Here is a 14,043-nt window from a genome sequence, read left to right on the forward strand (position 1 = left end):
GCTGGCCAGGGGTCAAAGCTTGCCGCGGATCTCGCCGGCTTCGATGGTGTAGCGCTCCACACCGGCGGGCAGACCAGTATCTATCTTCTTGATGACAGTCACGGGTTTGCCGCCTTTGGACTGGGTTGTGCCAGTGGCGGTATTCACACGCCCGGCCCTGACATCCTCGTCGGACTGATCGACAACGATGCTCGACGAGCCGCGGTTGTCGGCCAGTTCATTGGCCAGTTCCTTGAGCACATTCATGGCCTGGGTATATTCCCTGCGACCCTTGGCGGCCAGCGGCATCTCCACGGTCAGTGCTGAGAAACTGCGCATCTGGTGTGCCTGACCCGATTGGGCATCGGCAATGCTGACGGTCCTGGTCTGTACCGGCCCTGCCACTGCGCGTTGTTTGGCCGGCAGCTTCTGCATGGCTTGCACGGCCTGGGCCTGCATGCTCTGCGCATGCTGCGTTTCCTGATCCAGAGCGGCCTGCAAACGGGCAAAGCGCTCGTTCTGCCCGCCCGAAACAGCGGTTGCGGGCGCGCCGCCACCAGGGCCGCAGCTGGGGTCTGCGGAATTGGTGACGCGCGAGAGCATGCAGCTCAGCGATGTGGAGGCATCTTGCAAGCTGGCGCAGCCGCCGAGCAGGGTTGCGGCGCAGGCGAGCACAGTGAGTTTGAGTTTTTTCATGGCTTTCAATCCAGCAGGTCATCCAGGGATGGCGCGGCATTCTTCTTGACTGGAGGTGTTCTTGCAGGGGCCGGCACGGGCGGTTTGCCAGATGCCGGGGCTGAGGACGGCTCCGGGCTGGCCGCAGGCGCGGGTGCGTCGCTGGCAGTGTTTGCTGTCGTCGCTGCGGGGGTGACTGCAGTGGCGGGCGCGTTGTCAACGGCGCCGGCAATCGGGGCATTTTCGGCAGGTGTCGTTTGCGCTGCGGTACTGCCGCCCAGCGGGCCGACCAGGGCGTCGGCCTTGGCCTTGTCTTCGGGCGAAATACCATCCTTGCCGGCTTGGGAAGAACTGGATGCGCTATTGCCCGAGCTGGTCAGGCCCTTCATATTGCTTGCCATCATCACACCACCCGCAATGGCTGCGACCAGCAGTGCCAGCGCCACCCATTTGATCCAGGCATTGCTGCCGCGCACCGGTTCCTGGGGAAAGGCCGGCGTGCGGTCATTGCGCTGCGCAAAGCTTGCGGCAGGCTCCGACTGTGGCGGCCTTGGCGCGGGTGTATCCATGGGCTCGATCAGGGGAGGGGCCAGGCTTGCGCTGTCAATGGTCTGCGAGGCATCTAAAGGCATGTGCGGCGCAGTTGCCACTGCGGCATGGCTATCGCCGGGGCGCTCGAACACCAGGCCGCATCGTGTGCAGAAGCGGGCCTCGGGTTTGCAGACAGCCTGGCATTGGCTGCAGATTTTTTCAACAGCAGTGATTGCCGCTTCCGGTGCTTGTCTGGCGCCGCAGTTCTTGCAGAACTTGGCATTCGGAGAGAGCGGATTGCCGCATTGGGAACAATTCATGGTCTGGAATCGAGAAAAGAGTCCGCGGGAATGGCCGTTCGGCGGCATTGCTGCCTTGGCAATGCGTGGAATATGGGCCGGTTTTTGCGCATTGGCATGAACCGGTACGGACTCTGAAAAATGATTTGTATCTTAGCGGCGCATTTGCCGCAGCCTGTCGGATCGCTTTACGGGAATGTAAGCACGTTCGGTTTTGACAGCTTTTTGTCAGACATGGCGATCTATGAATGGGGTTTGGATTAATGGAGCTGCGCGGAGTTTCAAGGGACTTATGGCGTAAGTGACTGATTTGAAAAGAAGGCAGTAAATCAGGTGCTTTATGGAAGCCGGGATTGCCGGGAAAAGCTCGGATCTCGAAATCTGTTTGATTTTTGCAAATGCTTCAAATGGTTGAGAGTGTTTTGCGCTGTAAAGATTTCAACGAAATACAAGCCTTGCTGAACCCCGGGAGTCAGCAAGGCCGGTAATCACTGCTGCGCAACCAGCGTCAGCAGCTCGATTCGCGGCGCCACACCAAGGCGTATGGCAAAACCGGCCCACAGGCCTGCTCCGCTGCTGACCAGCAGCTTCATATTGCCGATCTCATATTCGCCGCGCACAAAACCGTTGTTGACGGGAGCCACCAGCCAGCGGTCCATGCCCAGGATCAGTCCGCCGTGGGTGTGGCCCGATATCTGCAGGTTCACGCCCTTGTCCGCGTTGTCGCGCGCGAATTTGGGCTGGTGCGCGAGCAGGATATGAAACTGTGCGCCGGCCTTGCGGGCCTGGGCGGCAACTGCGTCCACATCGGGGGGAACGCCTTCGGCGACCTCGGGGTCGGCGTTGTTGGGCGAGGTCCGGCCGAACACCGGGTCGCCGATGCCGGACAGGGCCAGCTTGCTGCCCTTGATGTTCAGCAGCTGCATGCGGTTTTCCAGCAGATTCAGGCCCAGGCGGCGGAAATCGGCCATCCAGGCGTTGTAGCCGCTGTAGTACTCGTGGTTGCCCGGCGCCGCCCAGACGCCGTAGCGCGCGCTCAAGGCGGCCAGCGGCGCCACATGGGCGCGGCTGGTGGCGACATCGCCGTCCACCATGTCGCCGGGCAGCACGATCAGGTCGGGCGTGGTGGCCAGGGTGCGCTGCACGATGGTCTGCACATAGCTTGCATCATTGACCGGGCTGGCGTGGATATCGGCCAGCACGGCAATGCGCAGGCCCTGCAGGGCGGTGGGCAGGTTTCTGACTGCGATCTGTTGCTCATGCACCCTGGGCGGCTGAAGGGCGTTGAAGACGCCGATGGCGCTCAGGCAGCCGGTCGTCACCACGGCGGCTGCGGTAAGTGCGGGAAGGTGCAGCAGCTGCGCCAGGCTGGTTCGCCCCATGAGTCGGGCGATCAGCCACAGCAGATCGCGCAGCAGCACGAACAGCGCCAGCATCAGCAGCATGGCCAGAATCCAGCCGCCGGGAACCTGCAGGCGCGCCACCACGGCGTAGGGCAGGGCATTCGTTTGCACGGCCTTGAGCAGCAAGGCTGGCGTAATGCCCAGCAAGGCCGTGATCAGCGCGGCCAGCAGGCGGGCAAGACGAGAAGTACCGTTGAGGCTGGAGACAGGCCACCAGAGCCAGAGAGCCAGAAGAGGAATGACGAAAGCAGCAGTCGAAACCATGGGGCGCAGAGAAACCGAAAATTGCCGCGAGCATAGCAAGCGTTGGTGTCCCCGCGATGAACGCCGCTGCTGCCGTCGTCGCCGGCGCGCCGCAGGGCGTTGAAGATGGCGCGGCACGGCTGCTTTTGTCATCACTGCGCAAGACCGGCCAAGGACGGAGATAATCCCAGCCCTTATGCCTTTGAAGATCAACTTCCCCGAGTCGCTCCCCGTATCCAGCCGTCGCCAGGAAATCATGGAGGCCATGGATCGCCATCAGGTCATCATCGTCTGCGGCGAGACCGGTTCGGGCAAGACCACGCAGCTGCCCAAGATCGCTCTGGCGCTGGGCCGGGGCAGGCTCAATGCCGCGCCCGATGCCAACGGCCAGGTGCGTGGCCATCTGATCGGCCACACCCAGCCGCGCCGCATTGCCGCCAGCTCGGTGGCCAAGCGCATTGCCGAGGAGCTGAACACGCCGCTGGGCGAAGTGGTGGGCTATAAGGTGCGTTTTCAGGACACGCTGCAGAAGAATGCCTCCGTCAAGCTGATGACCGACGGCATCTTGCTGGCCGAGACCCAGACCGATCCGCTGCTCAAGGCCTACGACACGTTGATCATCGACGAGGCGCATGAGCGCAGCCTGAACATCGACTTTCTGCTCGGCTATCTCAAGCAGATCCTGCCCAAGCGCCCAGACCTGAAAGTGGTGGTCACGTCAGCCACCATCGATGCCGACCGCTTTGCCAAGCACTTCGAATCGAAGAACGGTCCTGCGCCCGTGATCATGGTTTCGGGTCGTACCTATCCGGTGGAGATGCGCTATCGCCCGTTCGAGGGTGAAAAGGACAAGGATCTGAACGACGCCATCGCCGATGGCGTGGATGAACTCTGGGCCGGCGGCAAGGGGGGCGATATCCTGATCTTCCTGCCGGGCGAGCGCGAGATTCGCGAAGCCGCCGACCATCTGCGCAAGCATTTGCAGCACTCACCCACGCTGCGCAGTGCCGAAGTGCTACCGCTGTTCTCGCGCCTGTCCCAGGCCGAGCAGGACCGTATCTTTGACGGCCATACGGGCCGACGCATCGTGCTGGCCACCAATGTGGCCGAAACCTCGCTCACGGTTCCGGGCATTCGCTATGTGATCGACGCCGGTACGGCGCGCGTGAAGCGCTACTCCTTTCGCAGCAAGGTGGAGCAACTGCTGGTCGAGCCGATCTCGCAGGCCGCGGCCAACCAGCGCGCGGGCCGTTGCGGCCGTGTGGCCAACGGCATCTGCATTCGCCTGTACGACGAAGAGAGCTTTGTCAGCCGTGACCGCTTCACCGACCCCGAAATCCTGCGCTCCTCGCTGGCCGGCGTGATCCTGCGCATGAAGTCGCTGGGGCTGGGCGATGTGGTGCATTTCCCCTTCCTCGAAGCGCCTTCGGGCCGCGCCATTGCCGACGGCTATCAGCTGCTGGCCGAGCTGGGCGCGGTGGACGATCACGGCCATCTGCTGCCCATGGGCAAGGAGCTGTCGCGCCTGCCGCTGGACCCGCGCGTGGGCCGCATGATTCTGGAGGCGCGCGAGCGCCGCGCCCTGGCCGAGGTGCTGATCATTGCCTCGGCCCTCAGCGTGCAGGACGTGCGCGACCGGCCCATGGAAGCGCAGCAGCAGGCCGACCAGGCACATGCCAAGTTCGACGACGAGAAAAGCGAATTCAGCGGCTATCTGCGCCTGTGGAAGTGGTTGTCGGATGCGCGCGGCGGCAAGGTCGTTGCCAAGAGCCGCAAGGAGATGGCGGCCCAGCACGCGCCTGCGGCCAAGCCCAGTGCGCGCAACCAGGCCTTCCTGCCGGTCAGTCAGCGTGCCAGCGGCGCGCAGATCGAAGGCACGGTGGAGGAGCGGCTGGCGCTGTTCAACCCTGCCGATCAGGCCCAACATGCTGACGAGGCCACGCACAAGATCAGCAACCGCCAGTGGGAGCAGTTGCTGCGCCAGAACTTCATCAATATCCGCCGCGTGCGCGAGTGGCGCGACATCCACTCTCAGCTGCTGACCGTGGTCAAGGAGCAGAAATGGCTGCTCAACAACGAGGCTGCCGGCTATGAGGCCGTGCACCTGTCCATGCTGTCGGGGCTGCTCGGCAATATTGGCTATCGTGCAGAGGAAAGCGAGAGCTATCTGGGCGCGCACGGCATCAAGTTCCACCCGCATCCCGGCGCTCACCTGAGCAAGAAGCCCGGTCGCTGGATCGTGGCGGCCGAGCAGGTCGAGACCTCGCGGCTCTACGGCCGCGGCATTGCGGCCATAGAGCCGCAGTGGCTGGAGGAGGTGGGCGGCCATCTGCTCAAGAAGCAACTGCTGGACCCGCACTGGAGCAAGAAGCAGGCCGATGTGGTGGCGCTGGAGCGCGCCACGCTCTACGGTCTGGTGGTCTACAACGGCCGCCGCATCAGCTATGGCCGCGTCGATCCATACGAGGCGCGCAATCTCTTCATCCGCCAGGCGCTGGTGGAGGGCGAGTGGGAAACCAAGTGGCATTTCCTGCCCGCCAACCTCAAGCTCATGCGCAAGGTCGAGGAGCTGGAGCACAAGAGCCGTCGCCAGGACGTGCTGGTCGACGACGAGCTGATCTTTGCCTTCTACGACCAGCATCTGCCCAAGGATGTGTACAGCGGCGCGAGCTTCGACAAGTGGTTCCGCGCCGAGAGCAGGAACCAGCCCGAGCTGCTGCGCCTGTCCAAGGACGAGCTGATGCGGCACGAGGCCGCCGGCATCACCACGGACAAATTTCCCAAGACCGTGAAGCTGGGCGGTGCCGATTGCAGCGCCAGCTATCTGCACAGCCCCGGCGACGCGCGCGACGGCATCACGGTCACCGTGCCGCTGTTCGTGCTCAACCAGGTGTCGGAGGAGCGCGCCGAGTGGCTGGTGCCGGGCATGCTCAAGGACAAGATCCAGGCGCTCTTGAAGAGCCTGCCCCAGCGCCCGCGCAGCCGTTTCGTGCCGCTGCCCGAGAGCGCTGCGCGGCTGGCCGAGCTGTTCACCGAGAGCGAGCGCTGGGCCCAAGGGGGGCTGATCGACGCCTTGCTCAAGCAGGTTCGCGACGAGACTTCGCTGGATGTGAAGCGCGCAGACTTCAAGCTGGACATGCTGAGCCCGCATCTGTTCATGAACTTCCGCATCACGGACGAGCATGGCCGCCAACTGGGCCAGGGCCGCAATCTGGGCGCGCTCAAGGCCGAGTGGGGCGCCAAGGCTCGCGGCGCTTTTCAGGCGCTTGCTTCATTAAAGGTAGCTGCTGGCGCAAGTGATACAAGAATTTCAGAGTCAAAAGTATCTGAAAATGAGAAAGATAAGGCGCAAGCAGCTCCTAAAAAAGACAAGGCTGTGGCGGGCAAGCCGGCCCAGTCGCATGATGCGCGCTACAAGGACTGGAGCTTTGGCGAGCTGCCCGAGCTCATGGAGATCAAGAAGGGCGGCACCACGCTGATCGGCTTTCCGGCCCTGATCGATCATGGCGACGCCGTCGGCATCGAAGTCTTTGACGAACCCGAAGCCGCCGCCGCAAAGCACCGTGTGGGTTTGCGCCGCCTGTTCGCGCTGCAGATTCGCGATGCGCTCAAGTATCTGGAGAAGAACATTCCCGATCTGCAGAAGATGGCCGTGGCCTATATGCCGCTGGGCACGCAGGAAGAGCTGCGCGGCCAGATCATCGACGTGGCCATAGACCGCGCCTTTTTGCAGGAGCCGCTGCCGAGCAACGAGGCCGACTTCAAGCAGCGCGTGCAGGACGGCCGTGGGCGCCTTACGCTGATTGCCAACGAGGTGGCTCGCATGTCGGCCGTCATCCTCGCCGAGTACGCAGCCGCCGCGCGCAAGATCAAGGACACCAAGAACGCGCCCGAGGCCACCAAGGACGCGAGCGAACAGCTGCAAAAGCTGATGCCCAAGAACTTCATCGCCGTGGCCCCCTGGGCGCAGCTCGGCCATTACGCGCGCTACCTCAAGGCCATTACCTCGCGTCTGGACAAGTACCGGGCCGACCCGGCGCGCGATGCCGCCAAGCTCAAGGAGCTGCTGCCGCTGGAGCAGCGCTACTGGCGGCTGGTGGCCGAGCGCAAGGGGCAGATCGATGCCCGCATGCAGGAGTACCGCTGGATGCTGGAGGAGCTTCGCGTGAGCTTTTTTGCCCAGGAGCTGCGCACGCCGTATCCGGTCAGCGCCAAGCGGCTGGACAAGGTCTGGGCGCAGCTGCAGCAGTGATGCCGGGCTGATGGCCTGACGAATGGGGCCCTGCCTGACTAGGCGGGCCGGCTTTCGCCCTGCAGCAGCGGATTGCGCGAAAACAGCTCCACCACCCAGTCCACAAAAGCGCGCACCTTGGCGCTGAGGTGGGAGTTGGGCGGATAGACCACATAGATCGGCAGCAGAGGGTGCTTCCAGTCCTCCAGCACGCGTTGCAGCTGGCCGTTTTCCAGGTACTTGTGAATCTGGAAGCGGCTGAGCTGCCCTATGCCCTGGCCAGCGAGGATGGCGCTGATATAGGCATTGCCTTCGTTGATGCCCAGGTGGGCGGGACTGGCGATCTCTATCACTTCGCCGCCCTTGTGGAACTCCAGCGGATAGCGCCGCGCCGAGACCGGGGAGAAATAGATCACGTTGCGATGGCCGGACTCCAGGTCGCGCGGATGCTGTGGCACGCCGTGGCGCTGCAGATATTCGGGTGCGGCAACGGTGATGAATTCCAGATTGCCGATTCGGCGCGCCACCAGGGACTGGTCGGCCAGCTCGCCGCCGCGGATTACGCAGTCCACGTTGTCGCTGATCAGGTCCACGGTGCGGTCGCTCACGCCCAGATCGATCTGTATTTCGGGATAGCGAGACTGGAACTCGCTCAGATGGGGAATGATGAGTAGCCGCGCCACGGTGGTTCCCACATCCACGCGCAGGCGCCCGCGCGGCGTGGTGCGGGCCTGGCTGACGCTGGCCTCGAGATCGTCGAAGTCGGCGAGCAGGCGCACGGCGCGGTCGTAATAGGCCGCACCATCGGCGGTCACGGTGACACGGCGCGTGGTACGGTTGAGCAGCTTCACGCGCAGGCGCTCTTCCAGCGCCTGAACGTTCTTGGTCACACTGGCTTTTGGCATTTGCAGCGAATCGGCTGCACGCGTGAAAGTGCCGGCTTCCACGACCCGCGCGAAAATACGCATGGCCTGTATCTGATCCATGGGATCTCCTTGTCCTCGCGAAAACCCGGACTCGCCGAGGATGCGGGATTCTCACACACAGCTCACACCGTCATTGTTCGAGAATTGGAAACAGTGTGGCCGCGTTTGCGGGGTTTATACCGTCACTTGCTGTTGCTACATTTCTGTTCCATCACCCGGTCCTGTCCGGAAAATCCATGTCAAACACCAAAGCCACCGCATCGCAGCCGATTCCTCATACCGACACCACGATCTCCGTGGCCGACGGTGTGCAGGCCGATGTGCGCATATACGGCGGCAAGCGGCGCGGCGAAGTCGTCCCGCTGGTGCTGCATTTCCATGGTGGCGCCTTTGTGGCCGGCGATCTGGACAACGGCTGCACCGTCGGCAGCTCGCTGGCGGCGGCCGGGGCCTGCGTGGTGTCGCTGGCCTATCCGCTGGCACCCGAGCATCCGTTTCCGCGTCCGCTGGAGTTGGGCTACGAGGTGCTGCTGTGGGCCTACAAGCAACGCACCAAGCTGGCTGGAAAGGGCGCTCCGCTCTACCTGGCCGGTGAAGAGGCCGGAGCCAATCTGGCGGCAGGCGTCTGCATGATGGCGCGCGATCAGCAGCAGCCGCCGCTGGCCGGGCAGATTCTGATCTCTCCCATGCTGGACCCTTGCTCGGCCACGCCTTCGCAGCGTGCCGCCCAGGGCGAATCCGTCGAATGCAAATGGGCTTCGGGCTGGTGCCAGTACCTGGGCGAGCCGCATGATGCGGAGCACCCCTATGCGGTGCCGGCGCGAGCCCGCCGTCTCGCGGGTCTGCCGCCGACGCTGATTCTGGTCGGCGAGGCCGACCCCATGCGCGATGAGGCACTGAACTATGGCGCGCGGCTGGAAGCTGCCGGCCTGAGCGTGCATCGCCATGTGTTTGCCGAAGCCGGGCAATGGCCGCAGGCGCTGCTGGAGCAGCCGCCCGAGTCCTGCCCTTGCGCCGCGCAGCTGCAGGAGCAACTGCGCCAGTTTTTCGAAACCACCCGATGTCGGCTCTGAGCTGATTTTGCCCTGCTGAGACAGCTGACCTGATCCGGCCCCGCAGGCCGGACGCAGCACGGCTGCGCCTTTTTCTTCTCTTTCTCATTCGATTCCTGGCCTGAGCGCTGGAAGGGATGAGTCTTGCCTGCCGCCGAAAGAGCCGCTACCGCTTTCAACCCTTGAACAAAGACATTGCCATGAACGAGCACTCCAAACTCTCCAACCGCCGCCGGTGGGCCGCCGTCGGCGTCGCCGCTGCCGTGATCGCCACGACTGCCGCCATGCTGGGCCTGCAGGCGTCACACGCGGAGGCGCCCGCTGCGCAAGCCGCCGCGCCGGCCGTGCCGGTCTCGGCAGCCCAGGTCCTGCAGCAGGATGTGACGCTGTGGAATGAATTCTCCGGCCGCCTCGAAGCCGTGCAGCGCGTGGATGTGCAGCCGCGCGTCTCGGGAGCGGTGCAGGCCGTGCATTTCAAGGAAGGCGCGCTGGTCAGGGCCGGTGATCTGCTGTTCACCGTGGACCCGGCTCCCTATGTGGCAGAAGTCGATCGCGCCGAAGCCCAGGTCGTTGCCGCCAAGGCGCGCATGGCCTATACCCAGAGCGAGTCCGAGCGCGCCACGCGTCTGTGGGACGAGCGTGCGATCGCGCAAAAGGAATACGACGAGCGCGTGAATGCCCGGCGCGAAGCCGATGCGAATCTGCGCGCCGCCCAGGCTGCGCTGCAGACCGCCAAGCTGAACCTGGGCTACACCCAGGTCAAGGCTCCGGTGAGCGGGCGCGTGGGTCGCATCGAGGTCACGGTGGGCAATCTTGTGAGCTCGGGGGCCGGAGCGCCGGTGCTGACCACCCTGGTATCGGTGGACCCCATGTATGCCAGTTTCGACGCAGACGAGCAGATCGTGGCCCAGGCGCTGCAGGGTCTGCAGAGCGCAAGCCAGGGACGCAGCACGCGTGCGCTGATTGAAACCATTCCCGTTCAGATGGGGGTGGGTACCAGCGGCGGCACGCCTTATGCCGGTCATCTGCAGCTCATAGACAACCAGGTTGATGCCAAGAGCGGCACGGTGCGCGTGCGGGCCGTGTTCGGCAATGTGGACGGCACGCTCATGGCCGGCCAGTTCGCGCGCATCCGCATGGGCCAGCCCCAGACCACCCAGGCCGTGCTCATCAACGAGCGCGCTGTGGGCACGGACCAGAGCAAGAAATTCGTGCTGGTGATTGGCGCTGACAACAAGGCCGAGTACCGGGAGGTGCAACTGGGCGCACCGGTGGACGGCCTGCGCGTGGTCACTTCGGGCCTCAAGGTCGGCGAGCGCATCGTCGTCAACGGACTGCAGCGTGTGCGCCCCGGCGTGGTGGTCGCGCCCCAGGACGTGCCCATGGATGCCAAGGCCGAGCTGGCCGATGGCCGCGGCGCCGCCAAGCAACCCACGGTCTGAGAACCCTTAATCCTCCGACACCATGAACCTTTCCCGATTTTTCATCGACCGCCCGATCTTTGCGGGTGTGCTGTCGGTGCTTATTTTTCTCGCAGGCCTGATCGCCATGCGAACGCTGCCGATCTCGGAATACCCCGAGGTCGCTCCACCCTCGGTGGTGGTGCGCGCTCAGTACCCGGGCGCCAACCCCAAGGTGATTGCCGAAACCGTGGCCACGCCGCTGGAGGAATCCATCAACGGCGTGGAAGGCATGCTCTATATGGGCAGCCAGGCCACGACCGACGGCGTGATGACGCTGACCGTGACCTTCGCCCTGGGTACCGACCCCGACAAGGCTCAGCAGCTGGTGCAGAACCGCGTCTCCCAGGCCGAGCCGCGCCTGCCCGAGGAAGTACGCCGCCTGGGCATCACCACGGTCAAGAGCGCGCCCGACCTGACCATGGTCGTGCACATGGTCTCGCCCAACGGCCGCTATGACATCGACTATCTGCGCAACTATGCCGTGCTCAATGTGAAGGACCGTCTGGCGCGCATCCAGGGCGTGGGCCAGGTGCAGATCTTCGGCGGCGGCGACTATTCCATGCGCGCCTGGCTGGACCCGCAGAAGGTGGCGCAGCGCGGTCTCTCTGCCGCCGATGTGGTGGCAGCCATCCGCGGCCAGAACGTGCAGGCCGCGGCCGGAGTGGTCGGCGCTTCGCCCGGCCTGCCCGGCGTTGACATGCAGCTGTCCATCAATGCGCAAGGCCGCTTGCAGACCGAGGAAGAGTTCGGCGACATCATCGTCAAGACAGGCTCCGACGGCGCCGTGACGCGCCTGCGTGACGTGGCGAGGCTGGAGCTGGGCGCGGCCGATTATTCGCTGCGCTCCCTGCTCAACAACGACCCCGCCGTGGGTATGGGCGTGTTCCAGGCTCCGGGCTCCAACGCCCTGGAGATCTCGGCCAATGTGCGCTCCACCATGGCCGAACTGCAAAAGCACATGCCTGAAGGTGTGGAGTTCCGTATTGCTTACGACCCCACCCAGTTCGTGCGGGCTTCCATTAAGTCCGTGATCCAGACCCTGCTGGAAGCCGTGGCCCTGGTCGTGGTGGTGGTGATCCTGTTCCTGCAGACCTGGCGCGCTTCCATCATTCCGCTGCTGGCCGTGCCGGTGTCGGCGGTGGGTACCTTCGCCGTGCTGCACCTGCTGGGCTTTTCGATCAATGCGCTGAGCCTGTTCGGCCTGGTGCTGGCCATCGGCATCGTGGTGGATGACGCCATCGTGGTGGTGGAGAACGTGGAGCGCAACATCGAGGCCGGCCTGTCGCCGCGCCAGGCCACCTACCGCGCCATGCAGGAGGTCAGCGGGCCCATCATCGCCATCGCCCTGGTGCTGGTGGCCGTGTTTGTGCCGCTGGCCTTCATCAGCGGCCTCACGGGCCAGTTCTATCGCCAGTTCGCGGTGACCATCGCCATCTCGACGGTGATCTCGGCCATCAACTCGCTGACTCTGTCGCCTGCGCTTTCCGCGCTGCTGTTGCGCGGCCACGATGCTCCCAAGGACGCGCTGACGCGCGGGATGGAACGCGTGCTGGGCGGCTTCTTCCGCCGCTTCAACGCCTTGTTCCGCCGCGGCTCTGAGGCCTATAGCGGCGGCGTGCAGCGCGTCATCGGCCGCAAGGCGCTGATGCTGGTGATCTACGCCGTGCTGGTGGGCGCGACCTGGGGGTTGTTCAAGCTGGTGCCCGGCGGCTTTGTGCCGGCCCAGGACAAGCAGTATCTGGTCGGCTTTGCCCAGCTGCCCGATGGTGCCACGCTGGACCGTACCGAAGACGTGATCCGCCGCATGGGCGAGATCGTCAAGAAAAATCCCAATGTGGAAGACGCCATAGCCTTCCCCGGCCTGTCCATCAACGGCTTCACCAATAGCTCCAACTCGGGCATTGTCTTTGTCACGCTCAAGCCTTTTGCCGAGCGCACGCATGCCGACCAGAGCGGCGGCGCCGTGGCGGGCCAGCTCAACCAGGCCTTTGGCAGCATCCAGGAAGCCTTTATCGCGATGTTCCCGCCACCGCCCGTGGCCGGCCTGGGCACGACCGGCGGCTTCAAGCTGCAGATCGAGGACCGTGCCTCGCTGGGCTACGACGCCATGGACGCGGCCGTGAAGGCCTTCATGGCCAAGGCCTATCAGACGCCAGAGCTGGCCGGCCTGTTCACCAGCTGGCAGGTCAACGTGCCCCAGCTCTATGCCGCCATCGACCGCACCAAGGCGCGCCAGCTCGGCGTGCCGGTGACGGATATCTTCGAGACGCTGCAGATCTACCTGGGCAGCCTGTATGCGAACGACTTCAACCAGTTCGGCCGCACCTACAGCGTGCGCGTGCAGGCTGACGCAGCCTACCGGGCGCGCGCCGAAGACGTGGGCCTGCTCAAGGTGCGTTCCACCACAGGCGAGATGGTGCCGCTGTCGGCGCTGATGAAGCTCGAACCCAGCTTCGGGCCCGAACGCGCCATGCGCTACAACGGCTTTCTGGCCGCCGACGTGAATGGCGGTCCTGCGCCCGGCTTCTCCTCGGGCCAGGCCCAGGCCGCCGTGGAGCGCATTGCCGCCGAAACCCTGCCGCCCGGCATAGGCTTCGAGTGGACCGAACTGACCTACCAGGAAATCCTGGCCGGCAATTCCGCCGTGCTGGTGTTCCCCATCGCCATCTTGCTGGTCTTTCTGGTGCTGGCGGCGCAGTACGAAAGCCTGACCCTGCCGATTGCCATCATCCTCATCGTGCCCATGGGCCTGCTGGCTGCCATGACGGGCGTGTGGCTGAGCGGTGGCGACAACAATGTGTTCACGCAGATCGGGCTCATTGTGCTTGTGGGGTTGTCGGCCAAGAACGCCATCCTGATCGTGGAGTTTGCCCGCGAGCTGGAATTTGCCGGCCGCACGCCCGTGCAAGCCGCCATCGAGGCCAGCCGCCTGCGTCTGCGTCCCATCCTCATGACCTCGCTGGCCTTTGTCATGGGCGTGCTGCCCCTGGTGCTGTCCACAGGAGCGGGAGCCGAGATGCGCAGCGCCATGGGCGTGGCGGTGTTCGCCGGCATGATCGGTGTGACGGCCTTCGGCCTGTTCCTCACGCCGGTGTTCTATGTGGTGCTGCGCCGTCTGGCCGGCAACCGTCCGCTGCAGCAGCATGGCAGTCATGTGGCGCCGATCAGCGAGCCGGGTCACGGCGCCTCGGCCCTGCCCATGCCTGCTGCGCCACGCGGCCATGACGAATAAGCCCCAATC

General features: G+C 64.4%; 8 protein-coding genes. 4 read left to right on the forward strand and 4 right to left on the reverse strand.

Annotated elements, in window-relative coordinates; all coding sequences use genetic code 11:
* Window positions 1-12 precede the first annotated feature (12 nt).
* From CSE6_RS07110 to CSE6_RS07120, 3 genes are all read right to left on the reverse strand, one after another.
* Window positions 13-675: a hypothetical protein gene (locus CSE6_RS07110; RefSeq protein WP_059440200.1), complete on the reverse strand. Its 663-nt coding sequence runs from the start codon at window positions 673-675 to the stop codon at window positions 13-15.
* 5 nt (window positions 676-680) lie between these two features.
* Window positions 681-1,505 carry a zinc ribbon domain-containing protein gene (locus tag CSE6_RS07115; protein ID WP_059440201.1) on the reverse strand — a complete coding sequence of 275 codons (825 nt, stop codon included), beginning with the start codon at window positions 1,503-1,505 and terminating at the stop codon, window positions 681-683.
* 467 nt (window positions 1,506-1,972) lie between these two features.
* On the reverse strand, window positions 1,973-3,151 hold the full coding sequence (locus tag CSE6_RS07120; RefSeq protein ID WP_059440202.1) for a metallophosphoesterase: 1,179 nt from the start codon (window positions 3,149-3,151) through the stop codon (window positions 1,973-1,975).
* Between the two features lie 175 nt (window positions 3,152-3,326).
* Between CSE6_RS07120 and hrpA the strand changes: the two genes are divergently transcribed.
* On the forward strand, window positions 3,327-7,382 hold the full coding sequence (gene hrpA, locus CSE6_RS07125) for an ATP-dependent RNA helicase HrpA (RefSeq protein ID WP_059440203.1): 4,056 nt from the start codon (window positions 3,327-3,329) through the stop codon (window positions 7,380-7,382).
* A gap of 38 nt (window positions 7,383-7,420) precedes the next feature.
* Here the strand turns inward: hrpA and CSE6_RS07130 are convergent, their stop codons facing one another.
* Window positions 7,421-8,347, reverse strand: a complete 927-nt coding sequence (locus CSE6_RS07130) for a LysR family transcriptional regulator (protein ID WP_034352167.1) — start codon at window positions 8,345-8,347, stop codon at window positions 7,421-7,423.
* Between the two features lie 176 nt (window positions 8,348-8,523).
* Between CSE6_RS07130 and CSE6_RS07135 the strand changes: the two genes are divergently transcribed.
* The 3 genes from CSE6_RS07135 (at window position 8,524) to CSE6_RS07145 (ending at window position 14,034) form a co-directional block, all read left to right on the forward strand.
* The gene (locus CSE6_RS07135) at window positions 8,524-9,360 is read left to right on the forward strand and encodes an alpha/beta hydrolase (protein ID WP_059440204.1); all 837 of its coding nucleotides are present in this window, start codon (window positions 8,524-8,526) and stop codon (window positions 9,358-9,360) included.
* A gap of 179 nt (window positions 9,361-9,539) precedes the next feature.
* Complete coding sequence (locus CSE6_RS07140; protein ID WP_059440287.1) at window positions 9,540-10,781, forward strand: efflux RND transporter periplasmic adaptor subunit; 1,242 nt, start codon at window positions 9,540-9,542, stop codon at window positions 10,779-10,781.
* Between the two features lie 22 nt (window positions 10,782-10,803).
* Entirely contained in the window at window positions 10,804-14,034 is a 3,231-nt protein-coding gene (locus tag CSE6_RS07145) for an efflux RND transporter permease subunit (protein ID WP_059440205.1), read from the forward strand.
* Window positions 14,035-14,043 lie beyond the last annotated feature (9 nt).

The sequence above is a fragment of the Comamonas sp. E6 genome, assembly GCF_001010305.1.
In the GTDB taxonomy this organism is placed as follows: domain Bacteria; phylum Pseudomonadota; class Gammaproteobacteria; order Burkholderiales; family Burkholderiaceae_C; genus Comamonas; species Comamonas thiooxydans.

Bases quoted from the DNA above. Each gene is read 5' to 3' on its own strand.
- CSE6_RS07130 (WP_034352167.1), bottom strand. From the start codon at position 8,347: ATGGATCAGATACAGGCCATGCGTATTTTCGCGCGGGTCGTGGAAGCC.
- CSE6_RS07115 (WP_059440201.1), bottom strand. From the start codon at position 1,505: ATGAATTGTTCCCAATGCGGCAATCCGCTCTCTCCGAATGCCAAGTTC.
- CSE6_RS07140 (WP_059440287.1), top strand. From the start codon at position 9,540: ATGAACGAGCACTCCAAACTCTCCAACCGCCGCCGGTGGGCCGCCGTC.
- CSE6_RS07145 (WP_059440205.1), top strand. From the start codon at position 10,804: ATGAACCTTTCCCGATTTTTCATCGACCGCCCGATCTTTGCGGGTGTG.
- hrpA (WP_059440203.1), top strand. From the start codon at position 3,327: ATGCCTTTGAAGATCAACTTCCCCGAGTCGCTCCCCGTATCCAGCCGT.
- CSE6_RS07135 (WP_059440204.1), top strand. From the start codon at position 8,524: ATGTCAAACACCAAAGCCACCGCATCGCAGCCGATTCCTCATACCGAC.
- CSE6_RS07120 (WP_059440202.1), bottom strand. From the start codon at position 3,151: ATGGTTTCGACTGCTGCTTTCGTCATTCCTCTTCTGGCTCTCTGGCTC.
- CSE6_RS07110 (WP_059440200.1), bottom strand. From the start codon at position 675: ATGAAAAAACTCAAACTCACTGTGCTCGCCTGCGCCGCAACCCTGCTC.